An 18696-nucleotide genomic window follows, 5' to 3' on the forward strand; every position below is an offset into this window, starting at 1 on the left:
GACCTTACTCGGTCAGGGCGTAAGGCAGGGGTTGCAGGGTGAGGCGGGAGCCTGCGTCCTGCTTGAGGCGGAATTGGGCGTCAGCCTCGGTATCTTTCGGCAGCACGGCGGTGAGCCACACCTGACCCTGATGTTGCCAGGCGTTGAGCACCATACCGCTGCGGCGCCAATTGTCACCCAGTTGCAGCTCCAGGGTATCGCCGCTGGCGACCGGCTCGCCGGTGGTGCCCGCCAGCAAGAACAGGGCGCGATTGTTGGCGCCGCGATACTTGGCGCGGGCCACCGTCTCCTGCCCCATGTAGCAGCCCTTGTTGAAGCTGATGCCGTCCAGTGCCTGCAGGTTGAGCATCTGCGGGATGAACTCCCCCTGATGCACAGCTTCCATGTGTGGCAGGCCAGCCTTGATCTCGAGCCCCCACCAGAGTGACTCGTCACCTTGCGGCAGGGCGTCGGCTTGCTGATTGCTCACCAGCAGCCAGCGATCCTGTTCAATCTTCACCGCCATGCCGCCGTCGATCAGACCGCTCTGCAGAAGGCCAAATTGCGCGGCGATCCAGCCATCGCTGCCCGTACCGGCGATCCCGGTAGCGTGACGCTCATCGGCGGTGATCTCGACCTTGGAGAAAACGGCAAATTTCTTCAGCTCCGGCAGTTGGCGCTCCAGCACAGAAGAGCTGGTCAGCAGCAGCAGGCTGTCGTTGAGGCAGAGCAGGCGGAAATTGCTCCACAGCTTGCCCTTGGGATCACAGTGGCCGCCCGGGGTCTGTTGCCCTGGTTGCAGGGCGTTGACATCACAGGTGACCTGACCTTGCAGATATTTGGCGCGATCCTGGCCGCTGATACGGGTGATGGCCAGCTTGGTCAGGGGGAAGCGGGTCGGCTCGGCAGGAAAAACAGGTGGTTGCAGGCTCACGATGGTATTCCAGAGAGAAAGTATGTGAGCTGCATGGTAAAGACGTAACTAATGTTTGTCAGCCGGAAAATCCAGCTGGTACCATCCCCCGGTCTTTGTAAGGAGAGTGCCATGTTGAGCCCAGTTGAAAAATCCCGCCTGAAGTGGGCCTGCCGTCGCGGTATGCTCGAGCTGGATGTGATCTTTATGCCCTTTTTCGAACACGAGTTCGACTCCCTGAGCGAAGCCGATCAGCAGACCTTTATCCGCCTGCTGGCGAGCGACGATCCGGATCTGTTCAAATGGTGCATGGGTCATGGTGTCCCTGCCGATCCGGCATTTGCCGCCATGATCCCGATGATCCTGGAGCGCAATCAGGCGCGCCACGACCGCCAGGGGTAATACCGTGGCGCGGGTGATCATGACGGTTCACCCCTCCCGCCATCAGCAATGTTTGCTGGTGGCCCTCTTTTTGTTGCTGCTCTGGCCGGTGGCTGGCCTGATTGCCGGTTGGCAGTGGGCACTGTTGCTGCCCGTCTGGCTGGCGGCGCTCTGGCTGAGCTGGCGTGCGCTCGCCGCGCCCCCGTTCGAGCTTGTCTGGGATGGCCAGTGGCTGCAGTGGCAAGGTCGTCGCTATCAGCTCGACAAGAAAAGCCGCATTCTGCCAGGCGTGCTCAGGCTGGCGCTTTGTCCCGAACCGCAAGAGAGTGGAGCTGTGTCGCCACGGCAACTGTGGCTCTTCTCCGACGCCCTTCCCCCCGAACATTACCGCCTGCTGGCGCGAGCCATCCACTTTCTGCCGTCCCGGCGCTGACGCCTGCTTTCCGTGATGACCATGCGCTGATTTATCGCGATAAGCTGTTGCCATGTGGCTGGCGACACTCTTTTTGTGGCTGAAAAGCGGTTGAAAACAAGTGACCCCGCCGGGGCGGGGTCACTGATTGATGCAACGCTTGGCAGGAAGGGGGATTAATCCCGCTCCGGGGTCAGCACGGTCGGTTTGGAGTCCGGCAGCATATCCGGATAATCCAGGTTGTAGTGCAAGCCGCGAGACTCCTTGCGCTGCAGGGCGCAGTTGACGATAAGCTCGGCCACCTGCAGCAGGTTGCGCAGCTCCAGCAGGTTGTTGGAGACGCGGAAGTTGGCGTAGTACTCCTGCACCTCCTGCTTGAGCAGGTCGATGCGGCGCTTGGCGCGGGCGAGGCGTTTGTTGGTACGCACTATCCCTACGTAGTCCCACATCATCAGCCGCAGCTCGTGCCAGTTGTGCTGGATCACCACCAGTTCGTCGGAGTCTTCCACCTTGCTCTCGTCCCACACCGGCAGGCGCGGCGGCTCCACACTCATCGGCAGCTTGGCCAGAATGTCGGCCCCCGCCTGATGGGCATAGACCACACATTCCAGCAGGGAGTTGGAGGCCATGCGGTTGGCGCCGTGCAGACCGGTGTAGGTCACTTCGCCGATGGCATAGAGGCCGGGAATATCGGTCTGGCCGTTGTTGTCGATCATTACGCCGCCACAGGTGTAGTGAGCAGCAGGCACGATGGGCATCGGCTCCTTGGTGATGTCGATGCCGACCGCAAGGCAGCGCTCATAAATGGTCGGGAAGTGCTTGATGATGAAATCGGCCGGTTTGTGGCTGATGTCCAGATACATGCAATCCGCCCCGAGCCGCTTCATCTCGTGGTCGATGGCGCGGGCGACGATATCGCGCGGTGCGAGCTCGGCCCGCTCGTCAAATTCCGGCATAAAGCGGCTGCCGTCCGGGCGGCGCAGATAGGCTCCCTCGCCACGCAGCGCTTCGGTCAGCAGGAAGTTGGGGTCGTCCGGGTGAAACAGGCTGGTGGGGTGGAACTGGTTGAACTCCAGGTTCGCCACCCGGCAGCCGGCCCGCCATGCCATGGCGATGCCATCGCCAGAGCTCACATCCGGGTTGGAGGTGTACTGGTAGACCTTGGAGGCACCTCCGGTCGCCAGCGCCACGAAACGGGCGCGGATCACTTCGACCTGCTCGGCGTTGCGGTTCCAGACGTAGGCGCCAAGCACCTTGTTGCCCGGCAGGTTGAGCTTGCGGGTGGTGATGAGGTCGACCGCGTTGAAGCGCTCCATCAACTGGATATTGGGGTGGGCGCGCACCTGATCGATCAGGGTGAGCTGCACCGCCTTGCCGGTGGCATCCGCCGCGTGGAAGATGCGGCGATGGCTGTGGCCCCCTTCCCGGGTGAGGTGGTACTGAGACTCGCCGTCGGCGTTCTCCTCCTGATCGAAGGGGACCCCTTGCTGAATGAGCCACTGGATGGACTCGCGGGCGTGGCGTGCGGTGAACTCGACCACTGCCGGGTCACACAACCCGGCGCCCGCGTTGAGCGTGTCGCTCACGTGGGATTCGATGCTGTCGGTTTCGTCGAAAACGGCAGCGATGCCTCCTTGCGCATAGAAAGTGGCCCCTTCACTGATGGGCCCCTTGCTCAGAACCAGGACTTTGGCGTGGTCTGCCAATCGCAACGCGAGGGACAAACCAGCGGCACCGCTGCCAATGATCAGTACATCGCAAAGGTATTCAACACTTGCTTTCATAAGTATCATTGGCCTGGATTAAGAACTGGCACCATGGTAGCCCAAGCGAGGGCGAGGATGCAGCCTGCATCACATTTTTTTCAATTGAAGCGAACTTTCTCTGATTCTCCCTGTCTGAACTTGTGCGCTTAGAAAGGGCCGGAAAAGAAGAACGATAACCTGATGGGGGTTTTACGGCTCTGATGAGCGACCAGAATCTACTGGACGAACAGCTGGTTGAACGGGTCCAGCGCGGCGATAAAGCAGCTTTCAACCTGTTGGTAAAAAAATACCAGCATAAGGTGGTCAACCTGGTTGCCAGGTATGTCAACAATCCCGGTGATGTGCCCGATGTGGCGCAAGAGGCCTTTATAAAAGCCTACCGTGCATTGCCGACATTCCGTGGCGAAAGTGCTTTTTACACCTGGTTGTACCGAATTGCCGTGAACACGGCGAAGAATTATCTCACCTCCCAGGGGCGCAGGCCCCCGAGCAGTGATGTGGAGGCTGACGAAGCGGAGTCTTATGGTGGTGGTGAAGCCTTGCAAGAGGTCTCAACCCCCGAAAACCTGGCGCTGACTGACGAGATCAAACGCACCGTGTTTTCAGCCATAGAGGCGTTGCCGGAAGACCTGAGGACAGCTATCACCCTCCGCGAACTGGAAGGGCTGAGCTACGAAGAGATTGCCGAAATCATGGATTGCCCAGTGGGTACGGTCAGATCCCGTATCTTCCGGGCGAGGGAAGCAATCGATAAAAAGCTGCAACCTCTGATCGAGAATTAACTGGGGAAAGACGGGTTAACTTATGGCAAATAAAGAGCAAATCTCTGCCCTGATGGATGGTGACCTGAGTGACGCAGAGGTACTGAACGAGCTGGAGATGGACTCCGGCTTGCAAGATACTTGGGGTCGTTACCACCTGATCGGCGATGCCATGCGGGGTGACCTGCCGGTCAATCTGCAACTGGATCTCAGTGATAGCATCATGGCTGCGCTGGAGGATGAGCCCACCATACTGGCACCCAAGCCGGTCGAGACGGCTCCCGTGCTGCAACCTGTCGTTGCATCGGTCAAGACTGATTCCAATGTGGTTCCGTTGTTCCGCCGTGTCGGTCAGCAGCTGGGGCAATACGCCATTGCCGCCTCCGTGGCCGCCGCTGTTATCTTCGGAGTGCAGCATTATCAGGGACAGGATGGCGTTCCGGCCAATCCGGTGCTCAATACCATTCCAATCGGTGGCAGCGCGGCGCCTGTGAGCGTCCATTATCCGCAACAGGATGGTGCCCGTGCCCGTCAGCAAGGTCTGACCGAACAGCAGATGCAGGAACAGCGGGAGCGGATCAACGCCTTCCTGCGTGACCACCAGTTGCAGCAGCGCCTGTTGCAAGACAGGCAGAACCAACAATAACGAGTCGTCAGGGATATCAACGTGCGCCAGTACAGCCGTATTTTACTGGCCTCTCTCCTGCTGATCAGTGCCAAGGCCTCGGCCGACGATAAGTCGGCCGAGGCCTTGTTGCAGCAGATGCAGAGTGCCGTGCAGCAACAGAACTTCGAATTGTCCATGGTCAAGGCCCGTCAGGGACGTCTTGAACCGATCCGCATCAGCCATGCCGTGATCGATGGCAAGGAGGTAGCCCATCTCAGCTATCTCGATGGCAAGGCGATCGAGTATCTCCAGCGCCAGAATGAATACACCTTCTTTGAAAACAGCCACGATCCCTACACCCTGAAGGATGCCCGCTTTCCCGGTATCTGGTCGACCCTGGTGAAGATGCCGTTGGCACAGGTGCTGGAGAGTTATGATCCTGTGCTTGCTGGCCGTAGCCGGGTGGCCGGCGAGGTCGCTCAAGTCGTCAGGTTGGTGCCCAAGGAAGCTGACAAATATGGCTTTGTGCTCTGGATTGACGAACGTAGTCACCTGTTGCTGCGAGTCGACATGGTGGAGCGGGAGGGCAATCTAGTGGAGCAGATGCTGGGGGTGGATCTGCAATTGCAACAAAAACCGTCCCCATGGCTGGTAAAGCTGGCCAACAGCAAGCAGCCCTCGGCGCTGGCGCTGGAGGATGCCTATCCTGCACCGCAACAGCAGTTGAACTGGCAGATCACCTGGTTGCCCGATGGCTTCAAGGTGCTGTCGCAAGACCGGCACCAGCTGGTGACCACCAGTATGCCGGTGGATTACATGATGCTCTCCGACGGGCTGGTGGATCTCTCGGTCTATGTCTCCCGGGTCGATCCCAAGCAGGCGGTGCGCCAGCAGCTGATCCGCCAGGGGGCGACCTCGCTGGTGAGCTATGTCAACGAGGTGGGGGTCGAGATCACCGTGGTCGGCGAGGTGCCTGCCGAGACCGCCAAGCGCATCGCCGAGTCGGTGCAGCCGCTGGCTCGCAACGAAGCGGTGCAGTGAGTCCATGTTCTGGGTTCACAGTAGTGTGCGGCTTGCCGTTGGCTGTGAGTCGTGTTCAGATCCTGCCATTGCATGAGCACGAGGTGTTGCCGTGAATGAGATGAGTGAAGAGCTGGCGACCGTGGTGGCCATTGAGGGTGACCATGCCTGGGTGGAGTGCGAGCGTCGCTCCGCCTGCAGTGGTTGTCAGCAGCAATCCAACTGCGGTACCGGCACCGTGGCCAAGGCATTTCCCCTAAAAGCTCCCCGCTTGCGGGTCAGGCTGACCGCCGAGGTGCGGGTTGGCCAGCAAGTGAGGCTCGGTATCCCGCAAGAGAGTCTGCTGCGCGGGGCGGCGCTGGTCTATGTGTTGCCGCTGTTTTGCCTGCTTGCTGGCGCCTTGCTGGGGCAGCTCTGGCTGGCACCGCTGCTCTCGGGGGGGGAGGGGATCACCATTATCTGCTGCCTGCTTGGGGGCGTGCTGGGCTTTTTACTGGTTCGTTACTTTTCCAACCGCCTGGATCAGGGGCGCTACGGCCCGCAGATGCTCGGCGTGGTCGTCCCTGTCCGCATCCTCCCCTGACTGAACAGGCGCTATTTCACTGGCGCTGGCGACTAAAGAATGGCCGTCAGCCGGGTTATCCAGTAAAATCGCGCCTCCATAACTGACCTTAACTAATTTTGAGTGACTCTTGCTCGATGAAACACATTCGTAACTTTTCGATTATTGCGCACATCGACCACGGTAAATCGACCCTGTCGGACCGTCTGATCCAGACTTGCGGTGGCTTGTCCGACCGCGAGATGCAGGCTCAGGTGCTTGACTCCATGGATCTGGAGCGCGAGCGCGGCATTACCATCAAAGCACAGAGTGTGACCCTGAACTACCAGGCACAAGACGGTAACACCTACCAGCTGAACTTTATCGACACCCCGGGCCACGTGGATTTCTCCTACGAGGTCTCCCGCTCTTTGGCGGCCTGTGAAGGGGCGCTGCTGGTGGTGGATGCCGGCCAGGGGGTTGAGGCACAGACTCTGGCCAACTGCTATACCGCCATGGAAATGGATCTGGAAGTGGTGCCGGTGCTGAACAAGATTGACCTGCCGGCCGCAGAGCCGGAGCGGGTTGCCGAGGAGATCGAAGACATCGTCGGTATCGACGCGGTCGATGCGGTGCGCTGCTCCGCCAAGACCGGTCTGGGTGTTGACCTGGTGTTGGAAGAGATCGTCGCCAAGATCCCGGCGCCGGAAGGTGACCCGGATGCCCCGCTGCAGGCGCTGATCATCGACTCCTGGTTCGACTCCTATCTGGGCGTTGTCTCTTTGGTGCGGATCAAGAACGGTTCCCTGAAGAAGAACGACAAGATCAAGGTGATGAGCACCGGTCAGGTGTGGGGTGTCGATCGTATCGGTATCTTCACACCCAAGCAGGTGGATACTCAGGGTCTGGGTTGCGGCGAGGTAGGTTGGGTTGTCTGCGGTATCAAGGACATCCACGGCGCGCCGGTGGGCGATACCCTGACTCAGGCCAAGAACGGTGCCGACAAGGCGCTGGCTGGCTTCAAGAAGGTGAAGCCGCAGGTTTATGCGGGTCTGTTCCCTATCTCCAGCGATGACTACGAGTCGTTCCGTGACGCCCTCGACAAGCTCTCCCTGAACGATGCCTCCCTGTTCTTCGAACCGGAGAGCTCCACTGCGCTGGGCTTCGGCTTCCGTTGCGGCTTCCTCGGCATGCTGCACATGGAGATCATTCAGGAGCGTCTGGAGCGTGAATACGATCTGGATCTGATCACCACGGCGCCGACAGTAGTGTATGAGATCGAGCTGACCGACGGCTCCACCATCCATATCGACAGCCCGGCCCAGATGCCTGCCATCACCAGCATCAAGGAGATGCGCGAGCCGATCGCCGAGTGTCACATCCTGCTGCCGCAGGAGTACATGGGCAACGTGATCACCCTCTGTATCGAGAAGCGTGGCGTGCAGACCAACATGGTCTACCACGGCAAGCAGGTGGCACTGACCTATGAAATCCCGATGGCGGAAGTGGTGCTCGACTTCTTCGACCGTCTGAAATCCACCAGTCGCGGTTACGCCTCGCTGGATTACGGCTTCAAGCGTTTCGAAACCTCCGACATGGTCCGTCTGGACATCATGATCAACGGTGAGCGCGTCGATGCCCTGGCCATCATCACCCACAAGGACAACGCCCAGTATCGCGGTCGTCAGGTGGTGGAGAAGATGCGCGAGCTGATCCCGCGCCAGATGTTCGATATCGCCATTCAGGCGGCCATCGGCAACCAGATCATCGCGCGCAGCACCGTCAAGGCGTTGCGTAAAGACGTAACCGCCAAGTGTTACGGTGGTGACGTGAGTCGTAAGAAGAAACTGCTGAACAAGCAGAAAGAAGGTAAGAAGCGGATGAAGTCCCTCGGCCGTGTCGACGTGCCGCAGGAAGCCTTCCTCGCGATTCTCCACGTCGGAAAGGATTAATAGATGGCAAGCACGTTTTCCCTGATCCTGGTGGTGGTCTGCGCGATCACCGGTGTTATCTGGTGTCTGGACAAGATGATTTGGTCCAAGCAGCGCGCCGCCAAGATTGCCGTGGCTCGTGCCCATGGCGGTGCCCACCTGGATGAGAAGACCCTGGCCAAGGTGGCCCCTGTGCCGGTCTGGATTGAACAGACCGCCGGGGTCTTCCCGGTCATCACCTTTGTGCTGATCCTGCGTTCGTTCATTTTTGAACCGTTCCAGATCCCGTCAGGTTCCATGATGCCCACCCTGCTGGTGGGCGACTTCATCCTGGTGGAAAAATTTGCCTATGGTCTGCGGGATCCGGTGACCAACACCAAGTTCCTCGAGACTGGCGAGCCCAAGCGTGGCGACGTGGTGGTGTTCAAGTATCCCCTTGAACCGCGCGTTGACTACATCAAGCGGGTGGTCGGCATGCCGGGTGATCGGGTCATCTATCGCAACAAGGAGCTGATGATCCGGCCCAAGTGCGAAGAGCAGGAAGGGAAAACGTGCCCGGGCTTCAAGAAGCTCGACGTCAAGTTTGAACAAAGAGGCGAATTTACCCAGATGGGGATCCCCCTTGATCGCTATACCGAGCAGTTGGGCGATGTCTCCCACGAGACCCTGCGCAATCCGCTGATGCCCGACATGGTTGGCCGTTACTATCGCCAGCCCGGCACCTACCCCGACGAGTGGGTGGTACCGGAAGGCCAGTATTTCGTGATGGGCGACAACCGCGACAACAGCACCGATAGCCGCTTCTGGGGCTTTGTGCCCGAGCAGAATCTGGTCGGCAAGGCGGTCGCTATCTGGATAAGTTTTGAATTCGAGCGCGAAGAAGGCTCCCTGCTGCCAAGTTGGGTACCGACAGGTGTGCGCTTCAACCGCATTGGCGGAATCAAGTAAATGAATATCAAGATGAACAGACTGCAGTCCCGTCTCGGGCATGTCTTTGCGGATCTGGAACTGCTGACCCGGGCGCTGACTCACCGCAGCGCCGGTTCCCGTCACAATGAACGACTGGAATTTCTGGGGGACTCCATTTTGAGTCTGGTGATTGCCGATGATCTCTTCCACCGCTTCCCGCAAGCGGCGGAAGGGGATCTCAGCCGGATGCGCGCCACCCTGGTGCGCGAGAAGACCCTGGCCGAACTGGGCCGGGAGTTCGACCTCGGGGATCACCTGATCCTCGGTCCCGGCGAACTCAAGAGCGGCGGTTTTCGCCGCGAATCCATTCTGGCCGACACGGTCGAGGCGGTGATCGGTGCCGTCTATCTGGATACCAATCTTGAGACGGTGCGGACACTGCTGCTGAGCTGGTATGCCAGCCGCCTGGAAGAGATCAAGCCGGGCATCGAGCAGAAAGATCCCAAGACCCGTCTGCAAGAAATTTTGCAGGGAAGCCGCAAATCCCTGCCGACCTACACTGTGACCAACGTCAAGGGCGAGGCCCACAACCAGGAGTTCACCGTCCAGTGTGACGTGGAAGGTCTGGATGGTCCCCTCGTCGGGGTCGGCACCAGCCGTCGCAAGGCCGAACAGGCCGCGGCGCAGCAAGCATTGGAAAAACTGTCATGACAGATACCACCTACTGCGGCTTTGTTGCCATCGTGGGCCGCCCGAATGTGGGTAAGTCCACCCTGCTCAACAAGCTGCTTGGCCAGAAGGTCAGCATCACCTCGAAGAAGCCCCAGACCACCCGTCACCGGATTTTGGGGATCGACACCGAGGATAACTACCAGACCATCTATGTCGACACCCCGGGTCTGCACATTGAAGAGAAACGGGCCATCAACCGTCTGATGAACCGTGCCGCCACCAGTTCGCTGGGTGATGTGGCCATGGTGGTGTTCATGGTCGACGGTACCCACTGGACCAAAGACGATGAGATGGTGCTGGGCAAGCTGCGCAATCTCAAGTGCCCGGTGGTGCTGGCGGTCAACAAGATCGACAACGTCAAAGAGAAAGAAGATCTGCTGCCCCACCTCGAGTGGCTGGGCCAACAGATGAACTTCGCCCATATTCTGCCCATCAGTGCTGAAAAGGGCACCAACGTGGAGAAGATCCGCGAGTGGGCCAAGGATCTGCTGCCGGAAAACGTCCATTTCTTCCCGGAAGATTACGTGACCGACCGCTCCTCCCGCTTTATGGCCTCCGAAATCATCCGCGAGAAGCTGATGCGCTTCACCGGTGAGGAGTTGCCCTACTCGGTGACGGTGGAGATCGAGCGATTCAAGGTGGAAGAGAACGGCCTCTATCACATCCACGGCCTGATCCTGGTCGAGCGCGATGGCCAGAAGAAGATGGTCATCGGTAACAAGGGCGAGAAGATCAAGACCATCGGCACCGAAGCGCGCCTCGACATGGAACGTCTGTTCCAGAACAAGGTGCACCTCGAGCTGTGGGTCAAGGTCAAATCCGGTTGGGCTGACGATGAGCGCGCCCTGCGCAGCCTCGGGTATGGTGACGACTGATTGCTGACCCCGGCTTTCGTCATCCACAGTCGGCCCTATCGGGAGACCAGCCAGCTGGTCGAGGTCTTCACCCAGGATAGTGGCCGATTTACTCTGGTGGCTCGCGGTTCTCGCGGGCCACGCTCCCCTCTCAAGGGGCTGCTGCAACCCTTTACCCTGCTCACCATCGCCTGGCGCGGCAAGGGTGATCTCAAGAACCTCACCCAGGTCGAATGCCCGGATCACTCCCTGCGTCTCGGTGGCGATCGCCTCTTCTACGGCCTCTATCTCAACGAGTTGGTCTACTACCTGCTGGAAGCGCACACCCCGTTCCCTGAAGTATTCGATGCCTATGCTCGTGCCATCATGGCGCTGGCCGATGGCGAGACGCCGGAGCTGCCGCTGCGTCGCTTCGAGTTCCTGCTGTTGCAGGCGCTCGGCTATGCGGTGGATTTCGAATACACGGCGGACGACGAGTCGCCCATCGAGCCGACCCTGCTCTATGGCTTCGAGCGTGAATTGGGCTTTGTTGCTTGCGAGCGGGCGCCGGATCCCCGTACCCTGTTTCTCGGTGCCCACCTGCTCGCCTTTGCCGAGGGACGTTTCGATACCCCTCCCTTGCTGCAGGCGGCCAAACGTTTCAGCCGATTGGCGTTGCAACCCTATCTGGGCAAGCGCCAGCTAAAGAGCCGGGAGCTGTTTTTAAAACGCAAAGCCAGCATGCAAGGCTGACACAGATTACAGACATACGGATATTGGCGCGGTGTGATTCGCTGACCGCGCAGTCAACAGATGAAGCCTTTCAAGGAGTTCTCAATGAGTGAAATCTATCTGGGTGTGAACATCGACCATATCGCCACCCTGCGCAACGCCCGTGGCACCCAGTATCCGGATCCGGTACAGGCCGCGTTCGTGGCCGAGCAGGCCGGGGCCGATGGCATTACCGTGCATCTGCGTGAAGATCGCCGCCACATCACCGACCGCGATGTGGAGATCCTGCGCCAGACTATCCAGACCAGAATGAACCTGGAGATGGCGGTGACCGAAGAGATGATCGGCATCGCCTGCCGCATCAAGCCCCACTTCGTCTGTCTGGTGCCGGAGAAGCGCACCGAAGTGACCACCGAGGGCGGTCTGGACGTGGCCGGTCAGCTGGACAAGGTGACTGACGCCGTTGCCCGCCTCTCTGCTGTGGGTGCCCAGGTATCCCTCTTTATCGACGCCGATCCCATCCAGATCGATGCGGCTGCCGAGAGTGGCGCCCCCTTTATCGAGATCCATACCGGCCGTTACGCCGATGCCACCACAGATGCTGAGCGCAACGCCGAGTTCAAGCGCATCGCCGCCGGTGCCTCCTATGCCGCTGGCAAGGGGCTCAAGGTCAATGCCGGCCACGGCCTGCACTACCACAACGTCAAGGCCATCGCCGCCATCCCCGAGCTCTATGAGCTCAACATCGGCCACGCCATCATCGGCCGCGCCGCCTTCGATGGTTTGGCCAAAGCCGTGAGCGACATGCGCCTGCTGATGCAGGAAGCCCGTCAGGGGATCTGAGTTGCAAAATAGGCCCGCGGCTTGAGACCGGCCGCCAAAAATAACAAGGGACGCCACGGCGTCCTTTGTTGTTTTTAGGTCAATTAATGCGGGGCTAATGAGTTGGCGGCACCCGCGCAGTAATAACCCAGCACAATCGGCTATAAGCAGTTGATGTCAAAAGGGTTACACTGGTTGACCCTGTGAGTTGGACTAGATTGTTATGGATCATCCCCTGTACCACCCCGATATCACCGAACTTGAACCTGTCGCCCGCGCGGCGGGGGCGGCCATCATGGCCATCTACAGCCAGCCTTTCGCGGTGGAGTACAAGAGCGACGAGAGTCCGCTGACCGCGGCCGACAAGGGGGCTCATGAGGTGATCGTTCAGGCGTTGGCTCGGCTGACTCCGGATATCCCTGTATTGTCTGAGGAGTCGGGGGCCGAGGTGATGGCAGCGCGCCACGGCTGGTCACGCTACTGGCTGGTGGATCCCCTCGATGGCACCAAGGAGTTTGTCTCCCGCAACGGCGAGTTCACCGTCAATATCGCACTGATTGAAGAGGGGGCGCCGCGCTGGGGGCTGGTTTATGCGCCGGTGCTGGACAAGCTCTGGTATGGCGGCAAAGGAGTAGGCGCCTGGCGCATCGCCGATGGCAAGCGCGAGTCGATCCAGACCCGGCCTCATCGTGAAGGAGAAGCGTGGCGAGTGGTGGGCAGTCGCAACCACCTGTCGCAGGAGACCCTCGATTTCTTGGCTCCTTTTGGCGAGATCGAGCTGGTATCGATGGGCAGCTCCCTCAAGTTCTGCATCATTGCCGAGGGGGGCGCCGAGCTCTATCCACGCCTCGCCCCCACCTGCGAGTGGGATACCGGCGCGGCGCAGGCGGTGCTGGAGGGGGCGGGGGGCAGCGTCACCCAGCTCGATGGCTCATCCCTTGCCTACAACAAGCCCGATATCCTCAATCCCTGGTTTGTCGCAAAGGCATAAACGAGATATCGGGATGCAAAAAGGCCGGACTGGAATGAACTTCCAGTCCGGCCTTTTTTATTTCGCTATTCGCTTCGGGTCAGAAGACCTTTTTGAACGGCTTGATGGTCACTTTGGCATAGACGCCAGCTGCCACATAGGGATCGGCATCGGCCCAGGCTTTGGCGTCCGCCTGCGAGGCAAACTCGGCGATGACGGTGCTGCCGGTAAAGCCCGCATCGGCCGGATCCTCAGCATCGATAGCCGGGTTGGGGCCAGCGGTCAGCAGGCGACCTTCATCCTGCAGGGCTTGCAGGCGAGCCAGATGGGCAGGGCGAACTTGCTTGCGCAGTGGCAGGCTATCGGGGACATCTTCGGAGTAGATGAGATACCACATGAGAGGATCCTTTTCTGATGAGGGTTATTCTTTGGGTTCGTCTTTTTGCTGGGACAACTGCTCGGCAGGGATGTGGCGATAGAGATAGACGCCGCTCAGCAGGGTAAAGACCAGCGTCATCCCCAGCAGGCCGAACACCTTGAAGTTGACCCACATCTCTTGCGGCAGGTTGAACGCCACGTAGAGGTTGAGCAGGCCACAGACGGTAAAGAAGCCGACCCAGCCGAGATTGACTGTGTCCCAGACCTTATCGGGTGCTTGCAGCTCCTTGGCCAACATCTGTTTGATCAGATTCTTGCCAAAGCCGTAGCGGCTGATAAGCAGACCCAGTGCGAACAGCACGTTGATGACAGTCACTTTCCACTTGATGAAGGTGTCATCGTGGAAGAAGACGGTGAGGCCGCCGAAGAAGCCAACCAGCAGGAAGGTAAAGAGCTGCATCTTCTCGACCTTGCGATAGCGGATCCAGCTATAGGCGAGCTGCAGACCGGTGACCACTACCAGTGCACCAGTGGCCATGTAGATGTCGTAAAACTTGTAGACCGCGAAGAAAACGATAAGTGGAATAAATTCAATAAATTGCTTCATGTCTGGCGCCTAGTCCTCAAAGATGGCCTGCAAATTTCGCCCAGTCTACCTGCATGGCGGACAACGGCAAATGAATAAGACCGCTCATTTTTACGCCGGTTCCGCGCTGTCGCCAAACAGTTGACGTGCAATGGAGATCCCCAGTCGCTGCTGATCGGCCAGCAGGTCGCGGATATGGCGCTCTTCAATCAGGGGATTGAGCAGCACGGCACGCAGCAGGGTAAGCGGCTGGGCACCGTAGCGCACCACGGCCCGCTGGGTGCGGGAGACAAAGCTGTGCCCCTCGGCCCGCTGGGCTTTTTGCAGTGCCACGTTGAAGTCGTTGATCTGCGCATTGGCCGTCTCATCCAGCACCTTGCCCTGCAGGTGGGGCGGGATGCAGCGGTAGGATAGCAGGTTCATCACCGGCGCTGACATCAGCTCGAAAGCAGGATCGCTTTCGATGAGCTCGGCCATCAGCCGGGCCCGGTCGTAGTTGGCTTCGATAAGCTCGGCATAGCCTTGCTGGCCGAAGAGTTGGAAAGCGGCATCCAGATAGAGGGCGTTGGCCGGGCGGGTGCCCTCCAGGGTAAAGCGACCCTGATCGAACGAGGTGGCGCGAATGGCATAGGGCGCCTCTCGCTTGACTGCCATCATCAGGTTGGGCTGGCGGCAGAGCAGCATGCCGGTACCAAGCGGCACCAGCAGTTGCTTGTGGCCATCGAGGGTGACGGTGTCAGCCTGCTCTATTCCGGCAAGCAGACCTTGATAGCGGGGAGAGAAGAGGGTCGGGCCGCCCCAGGCGGCATCCACGTGGAAGTGGATCTGCTCGCGCTCGGCGATGGCGGCCAGCTCAGGCAGGGGGTCGATGGAGCCAAAGTCGGTACTGCCTGCCACGCCGACCAATGCCAGTACTTTCAATTTCTGCTCTTTGCACTGGATCAGCGCCTGCTCCAGCGCAGCCAGACTGAGCCGGTTCTGCTCGTCGGTCTCAAGGCGCCAGACGCTGCGGGCGCCCAGTCCCAGCAGATCCATCCCCTTGTCGAAGGAGTAGTGCATCAGCCGGGAACCCAGAATAACGGCGCCCCGATAGCCCTGCTCATAGAGGGCGAACAGGTTGTCGCCACAGGCGCGGTTGCGGGCCAGCCACAGTGCCGTGACGTTGGCGATGGTGCCGCCGCTGGTCATGACGCCGAGGGCGGCATCCTTGGCATGCATCTGCTCGCCGTAGAAGGCATCGTCCCGGCCATAGATGAGGCGGTGCAGCTTGGCCAGCACCTCTCGCTCCAGAAAGCTGAGCAGGCGGGAGGACTCCATCTTCATCGGATTCTGGTTCAGCATCACCAGCAGGCGCGACAGCTCGGCAGTGAAGGCTGGCAGTGGCGCCGTCATATGGCCCATGTAGCGTGGCGAGGTGAGGTGCGAGGCGCCGGGTACCAGAGTAGCCAGCCGCGCCAGATACTCCTCGATAGGTTGGCCGACTGCAGGCATGCGGGATTGATCGAGCTGGTGGGTGAACAGGTCGCGCTGATAGGGGGCCTGACTGTCGTCGGAGTGGTGGAAGCTCTCCAGCAAGGTGTTCATCGCCTCGCCAAAGGCGGGATCTGCTTGTGCAAACAGCTCAGTCAACTTCATCAGGTTCTCCAGACCAGGTCACCGGTGTTGGTGTCTATGCCGCTTCTGTCGGGCATCGGCGGCAGAGCATACACCAAAGGGGGGCGGGTGACAGCCACCCCATTTTTTAAGCGAACGCTTGTACTCCGAAATGGCGCTGGGTAGAGTGAGCCACAGTTATTGTGGAGTCGATGTTATGAGTGGTGTGATGGATTACTCCCCCCGGGAGGAGCTGGCAAACCGGCTGAGTCACGGTGCGGGATTGTTGCTGGGGATTGTCGGGCTGGTGCTGTTGCTCATCAAGGGATGGGGGCAGGGTACGCAGGCGCTGGTGAGCTACAGCCTTTATGGCGGCAGTCTGGTGCTGCTCTATCTCGCCTCGACCCTCTATCACAGCATGGCGGAAGGGCGGGCCAGACGTTGGTGCAAGGTGTTTGATCACTGCGCCATCTATCTGCTGATTGCCGGCACCTATACCCCCTTCCTGCTGGTGGCGCTCGACACGCAGCTGGCGAAGGGCTTGATGGTGGTGATCTGGGCCCTGGCGCTGGCTGGTGTGGTGTTCAAGCTGGTGTTTATCAACCGCTTCAAGAAGTTGTCGCTCTTTACCTACCTGATGTTGGGCTGGCTGTCGCTGGTGGTCATCTATCAGCTCTATATCCATCTGGCCGGTGAGGGGCTGCTGCTGCTCGGGCTTGGCGGCCTTATCTACAGCCTCGGGGTCATCTTCTATGTGGCCAAGCAGATCCCCTATAACCACGCCATCTGGCATCTCTTTGTGCTGGGTGGCAGCGTTTGTCACTTTATGGCCATTTACGGCTACGTCGCCTAACGTCTTGCAACTAGCCCTTAATTGGTATTTTGGGCGCGTAAAAGGATAAATTCGTGCGGTATCACACAGTTGGCATCAGCGTTTGCTGACAAGCTAGGGCCAGTTCAATTCGCAAAGGATGCACGAAATGAGTGAAATCGCGCTTTCCATCAGCATGTTGTCGCTGGTGGCAGTGCTAGGACTCTGGCTGGGAAACTGGCGAGTCTATGGCGTTGGCTTGGGAATAGGGGGGGTGCTGTTCGGCGGCATCATAGTGGGTCACTTTGCAGGCGCCTCCGATCTCGCGCTGGATGCACAAACGCTTCACTTTATTCAAGAATTTGGCCTGATCCTGTTTGTCTATACCATCGGCATCCAGGTCGGGCCGGGTTTCTTCTCGTCATTGCGCAGTTCGGGTCTCAAACTCAACGCCTTTGCCGCTTTGCTGGTCATCCTTGGCTGCGTGGTGGCCGCAGGCTTGCATCAATTTTTCGATGTGCCGTTGCCGGTCATTCTGGGGGTCTTCTCCGGTGCCGTCACCAATACGCCATCCCTCGGTGCGGGCCAGCAGATCCTGGCCGAGCTGGGCGCCGCGCCCGGTTCTACCGGTTTGATGGGGATGGGATATGCGGTTGCCTATCCGTTTGGTATCTGTGGCATTTTGCTCACCATGTGGCTGGTCAGGGTCTTCTTTCGCATCAAGATCGACGATGAAGCCGCCCAGTTCGAGCTACAAACCGGTAAAACCAAGGAGAGCTTGCAGACCATCAACATCGCGGTGCGCAACCCCAACATGCACGGCCTGATGCTGAGCGAGATCCCGAGTCTCGACGAGTCTGATGTCATCTGTTCACGGCTCAAACGGGGCGACGAGCTGATGGTGCCACGGCCGGAATCCCGTATCGAACTGGGTGACTTGCTGCACCTGGTGGGTGAGCGTCACGCGCTGCACAAGGTGTTGCTGGTGTTGGGGGAGGAGGTGGAGACCTCGCTCTCGACCCGGGGCACCGATCTGCGCGTCGAGCGAGTAGTGGTGACCAACGAGCAGGTTCTTGGCAAGAAGATCCGCGATCTGGATATCAAACAACGCTATGACGTGGTGATCTCCCGTCTCAACCGGGCTGGCATCGAACTGGTGCCGACCAGTCAGACCAGCCTGCAGTTTGGTGACATCCTCAACCTGGTGGGGCGCCTCGATGCCATCGAAGCGGTGACCAATGTGGTCGGCAACGTGCAGCAAAAACTGCAGCAGGTGCAGATGTTGCCGGTATTTATCGGGATTGGCCTCGGTGTATTGCTCGGCTCCATCCCCTTCTACCTGCCCGGTTTCCCGGCCGCTCTCAAATTGGGTCTGGCGGGTGGGCCGCTGGTGGTGGCGCTGATCCTGTCGCGGGTCGGCAGCATCGGCAAGCTCTACTGGTTTATGCCCCCCAGCGCCAACCTGGCGCTGCGGGAGATCGGTATCGTGCTGTTTCTGGCGGTGGTCGGCTTCAAGTCCGGTGCCGGCTTCGTCGATACCCTGATCAACGGTGATGGCCCGGCCTGGATGCTCTACGGCATGGCGATCACCCTGATCCCGCTGCTGGTGGTCGGTGTGTTGGCGCGCCTCTACGGCAAGATGAATTATCTGACCCTGTGCGGCTTGCTGGCCGGCTCCATGACAGACCCTCCCGCGCTGGCCTTTGCCAACGCCATGCACCCGACCAGTGGCGCCAGTGCGCTCTCATACGCCACTGTCTACCCGCTGGTGATGTTCCTGCGGATCATCTCGCCACAGCTGCTGGCTATCATCCTCTGGGCGGGAGCATAGGGTTAATCTTGACGGGAGCATGCCTTGTCATGCTTCTGTCACTGTTTTGTAATGTATTGATATATTAGGTTTTACCCTTCCGACCTTGCCATTTCATACCCTCCTGCCTGGCTGAACGATTCAGCTTCAAATCAGTCTATCCTTTCGAATTTTCGAGCTGGTTATTTGCTCCATCTGTATACACAGTA

General features: G+C 59.4%; 20 protein-coding genes. 15 read left to right on the forward strand and 5 right to left on the reverse strand.

What is annotated here, in order from left to right; translation table 11 throughout:
• Positions 1–4: 4 nt before the first annotated feature.
• Positions 5–913 carry a tRNA-modifying protein YgfZ gene (gene ygfZ, locus ACTG2G_RS15910; RefSeq protein ID WP_439985615.1) on the reverse strand — a complete coding sequence of 303 codons (909 nt, stop codon included), beginning with the start codon at positions 911–913 and terminating at the stop codon, positions 5–7.
• A 111-nt stretch (positions 914–1024) separates the two neighbouring features.
• Here ygfZ and ACTG2G_RS15915 point away from each other — a divergent pair, with 111 nt between their 5' ends.
• Together ACTG2G_RS15915 and ACTG2G_RS15920 are read left to right on the forward strand one after the other, a co-directional pair.
• Positions 1025–1294: an FAD assembly factor SdhE gene (locus tag ACTG2G_RS15915; RefSeq protein ID WP_005335417.1), complete on the forward strand. Its 270-nt coding sequence runs from the start codon at positions 1025–1027 to the stop codon at positions 1292–1294.
• Between the two features lie 19 nt (positions 1295–1313).
• Positions 1314–1706, forward strand: a complete 393-nt coding sequence (locus tag ACTG2G_RS15920) for a protein YgfX (protein ID WP_439985906.1) — start codon at positions 1314–1316, stop codon at positions 1704–1706.
• A gap of 155 nt (positions 1707–1861) precedes the next feature.
• On the opposite strand, the gene nadB is transcribed toward ACTG2G_RS15920, so the two are convergent.
• A complete protein-coding gene (gene nadB, locus ACTG2G_RS15925) occupies positions 1862–3469 on the reverse strand; it encodes an L-aspartate oxidase (protein WP_005354382.1) in 1608 nt (535 codons plus the stop codon).
• A gap of 182 nt (positions 3470–3651) precedes the next feature.
• Here nadB and rpoE point away from each other — a divergent pair, with 182 nt between their 5' ends.
• The 11 genes from rpoE (at position 3652) to cysQ (ending at position 13330) form a co-directional block, all read left to right on the forward strand.
• The gene (gene rpoE / locus ACTG2G_RS15930) at positions 3652–4233 is read left to right on the forward strand and encodes an RNA polymerase sigma factor RpoE (RefSeq protein ID WP_005335411.1); all 582 of its coding nucleotides are present in this window, start codon (positions 3652–3654) and stop codon (positions 4231–4233) included.
• Between the two features lie 22 nt (positions 4234–4255).
• Positions 4256–4858 carry an RseA family anti-sigma factor gene (locus tag ACTG2G_RS15935; protein WP_421387923.1) on the forward strand — a complete coding sequence of 201 codons (603 nt, stop codon included), beginning with the start codon at positions 4256–4258 and terminating at the stop codon, positions 4856–4858.
• Positions 4859–4879: 21 nt separating this feature from the next.
• Complete coding sequence (locus tag ACTG2G_RS15940) at positions 4880–5860, forward strand: MucB/RseB C-terminal domain-containing protein (RefSeq protein ID WP_421387926.1); 981 nt, start codon at positions 4880–4882, stop codon at positions 5858–5860.
• A gap of 100 nt (positions 5861–5960) precedes the next feature.
• Positions 5961–6422 carry a SoxR reducing system RseC family protein gene (locus ACTG2G_RS15945; RefSeq protein WP_421387937.1) on the forward strand — a complete coding sequence of 154 codons (462 nt, stop codon included), beginning with the start codon at positions 5961–5963 and terminating at the stop codon, positions 6420–6422.
• Between the two features lie 116 nt (positions 6423–6538).
• The gene (lepA, locus tag ACTG2G_RS15950; RefSeq protein ID WP_005335396.1) at positions 6539–8332 is read left to right on the forward strand and encodes a translation elongation factor 4; all 1794 of its coding nucleotides are present in this window, start codon (positions 6539–6541) and stop codon (positions 8330–8332) included.
• A gap of 3 nt (positions 8333–8335) precedes the next feature.
• On the forward strand, positions 8336–9259 hold the full coding sequence (lepB, locus tag ACTG2G_RS15955; protein ID WP_005335395.1) for a signal peptidase I: 924 nt from the start codon (positions 8336–8338) through the stop codon (positions 9257–9259).
• Entirely contained in the window at positions 9260–9931 is a 672-nt protein-coding gene (rnc, locus tag ACTG2G_RS15960; protein ID WP_005335394.1) for a ribonuclease III, read from the forward strand.
• Positions 9928–10827, forward strand: a complete 900-nt coding sequence (gene era / locus ACTG2G_RS15965; RefSeq protein WP_005335393.1) for a GTPase Era — start codon at positions 9928–9930, stop codon at positions 10825–10827. Before rnc ends, era begins: the two co-directional genes overlap by 4 nt.
• Entirely contained in the window at positions 10828–11538 is a 711-nt protein-coding gene (gene recO / locus ACTG2G_RS15970) for a DNA repair protein RecO (RefSeq protein ID WP_005335391.1), read from the forward strand.
• An 84-nt stretch (positions 11539–11622) separates the two neighbouring features.
• Complete coding sequence (gene pdxJ, locus ACTG2G_RS15975; protein WP_005335389.1) at positions 11623–12360, forward strand: pyridoxine 5'-phosphate synthase; 738 nt, start codon at positions 11623–11625, stop codon at positions 12358–12360.
• Between the two features lie 202 nt (positions 12361–12562).
• Entirely contained in the window at positions 12563–13330 is a 768-nt protein-coding gene (gene cysQ, locus ACTG2G_RS15980; protein WP_439985617.1) for a 3'(2'),5'-bisphosphate nucleotidase CysQ, read from the forward strand.
• Between the two features lie 79 nt (positions 13331–13409).
• Here cysQ and ACTG2G_RS15985 read toward each other — a convergent pair whose 3' ends face one another.
• The 3 genes from ACTG2G_RS15985 to ACTG2G_RS15995 all read right to left on the reverse strand — a co-directional run bounded on the left by ACTG2G_RS15985 (position 13410) and on the right by ACTG2G_RS15995 (position 15908).
• Complete coding sequence (locus ACTG2G_RS15985) at positions 13410–13706, reverse strand: YciI family protein (protein WP_047436050.1); 297 nt, start codon at positions 13704–13706, stop codon at positions 13410–13412.
• A gap of 24 nt (positions 13707–13730) precedes the next feature.
• Positions 13731–14294, reverse strand: coding sequence for a septation protein A (locus ACTG2G_RS15990; protein ID WP_005335342.1), 564 nt, complete (start codon positions 14292–14294; stop codon positions 13731–13733).
• Between the two features lie 90 nt (positions 14295–14384).
• Positions 14385–15908: an aminotransferase class V-fold PLP-dependent enzyme gene (locus ACTG2G_RS15995; protein ID WP_335820617.1), complete on the reverse strand. Its 1524-nt coding sequence runs from the start codon at positions 15906–15908 to the stop codon at positions 14385–14387.
• A gap of 175 nt (positions 15909–16083) precedes the next feature.
• On the opposite strand from ACTG2G_RS15995, the gene trhA reads away from it, so the two are divergent.
• A complete protein-coding gene (gene trhA, locus ACTG2G_RS16000) occupies positions 16084–16719 on the forward strand; it encodes a PAQR family membrane homeostasis protein TrhA (protein ID WP_439985618.1) in 636 nt (211 codons plus the stop codon).
• A 127-nt stretch (positions 16720–16846) separates the two neighbouring features.
• The gene (locus ACTG2G_RS16005; RefSeq protein WP_323876228.1) at positions 16847–18508 is read left to right on the forward strand and encodes a putative transporter; all 1662 of its coding nucleotides are present in this window, start codon (positions 16847–16849) and stop codon (positions 18506–18508) included.
• Positions 18509–18696 lie beyond the last annotated feature (188 nt).

Origin of the sequence: Aeromonas sp. 55A, from assembly GCF_051919665.1 — a bacterium.
Classification (GTDB): Bacteria; Pseudomonadota; Gammaproteobacteria; order Enterobacterales; family Aeromonadaceae; genus Aeromonas; species Aeromonas veronii.

Coding starts and splice junctions, on each gene's coding strand:
- lepA (WP_005335396.1), top strand. CDS start 6,539: ATGAAACACATTCGTAACTTTTCGATTATTGCGCACATCGACCACGGT.
- cysQ (WP_439985617.1), top strand. CDS start 12,563: ATGGATCATCCCCTGTACCACCCCGATATCACCGAACTTGAACCTGTC.
- era (WP_005335393.1), top strand. CDS start 9,928: ATGACAGATACCACCTACTGCGGCTTTGTTGCCATCGTGGGCCGCCCG.
- trhA (WP_439985618.1), top strand. CDS start 16,084: ATGAGTGGTGTGATGGATTACTCCCCCCGGGAGGAGCTGGCAAACCGG.
- ACTG2G_RS15945 (WP_421387937.1), top strand. CDS start 5,961: ATGAGTGAAGAGCTGGCGACCGTGGTGGCCATTGAGGGTGACCATGCC.
- ACTG2G_RS15995 (WP_335820617.1), bottom strand. CDS start 15,908: ATGAAGTTGACTGAGCTGTTTGCACAAGCAGATCCCGCCTTTGGCGAG.
- ACTG2G_RS15915 (WP_005335417.1), top strand. CDS start 1,025: ATGTTGAGCCCAGTTGAAAAATCCCGCCTGAAGTGGGCCTGCCGTCGC.
- lepB (WP_005335395.1), top strand. CDS start 8,336: ATGGCAAGCACGTTTTCCCTGATCCTGGTGGTGGTCTGCGCGATCACC.
- ACTG2G_RS15935 (WP_421387923.1), top strand. CDS start 4,256: ATGGCAAATAAAGAGCAAATCTCTGCCCTGATGGATGGTGACCTGAGT.
- pdxJ (WP_005335389.1), top strand. CDS start 11,623: ATGAGTGAAATCTATCTGGGTGTGAACATCGACCATATCGCCACCCTG.
- ACTG2G_RS15985 (WP_047436050.1), bottom strand. CDS start 13,706: ATGTGGTATCTCATCTACTCCGAAGATGTCCCCGATAGCCTGCCACTG.
- ACTG2G_RS15990 (WP_005335342.1), bottom strand. CDS start 14,294: ATGAAGCAATTTATTGAATTTATTCCACTTATCGTTTTCTTCGCGGTC.
- rnc (WP_005335394.1), top strand. CDS start 9,260: ATGAATATCAAGATGAACAGACTGCAGTCCCGTCTCGGGCATGTCTTT.
- ACTG2G_RS15920 (WP_439985906.1), top strand. CDS start 1,314: ATGACGGTTCACCCCTCCCGCCATCAGCAATGTTTGCTGGTGGCCCTC.
- ACTG2G_RS16005 (WP_323876228.1), top strand. CDS start 16,847: ATGAGTGAAATCGCGCTTTCCATCAGCATGTTGTCGCTGGTGGCAGTG.
- rpoE (WP_005335411.1), top strand. CDS start 3,652: ATGAGCGACCAGAATCTACTGGACGAACAGCTGGTTGAACGGGTCCAG.
- nadB (WP_005354382.1), bottom strand. CDS start 3,469: ATGAAAGCAAGTGTTGAATACCTTTGCGATGTACTGATCATTGGCAGC.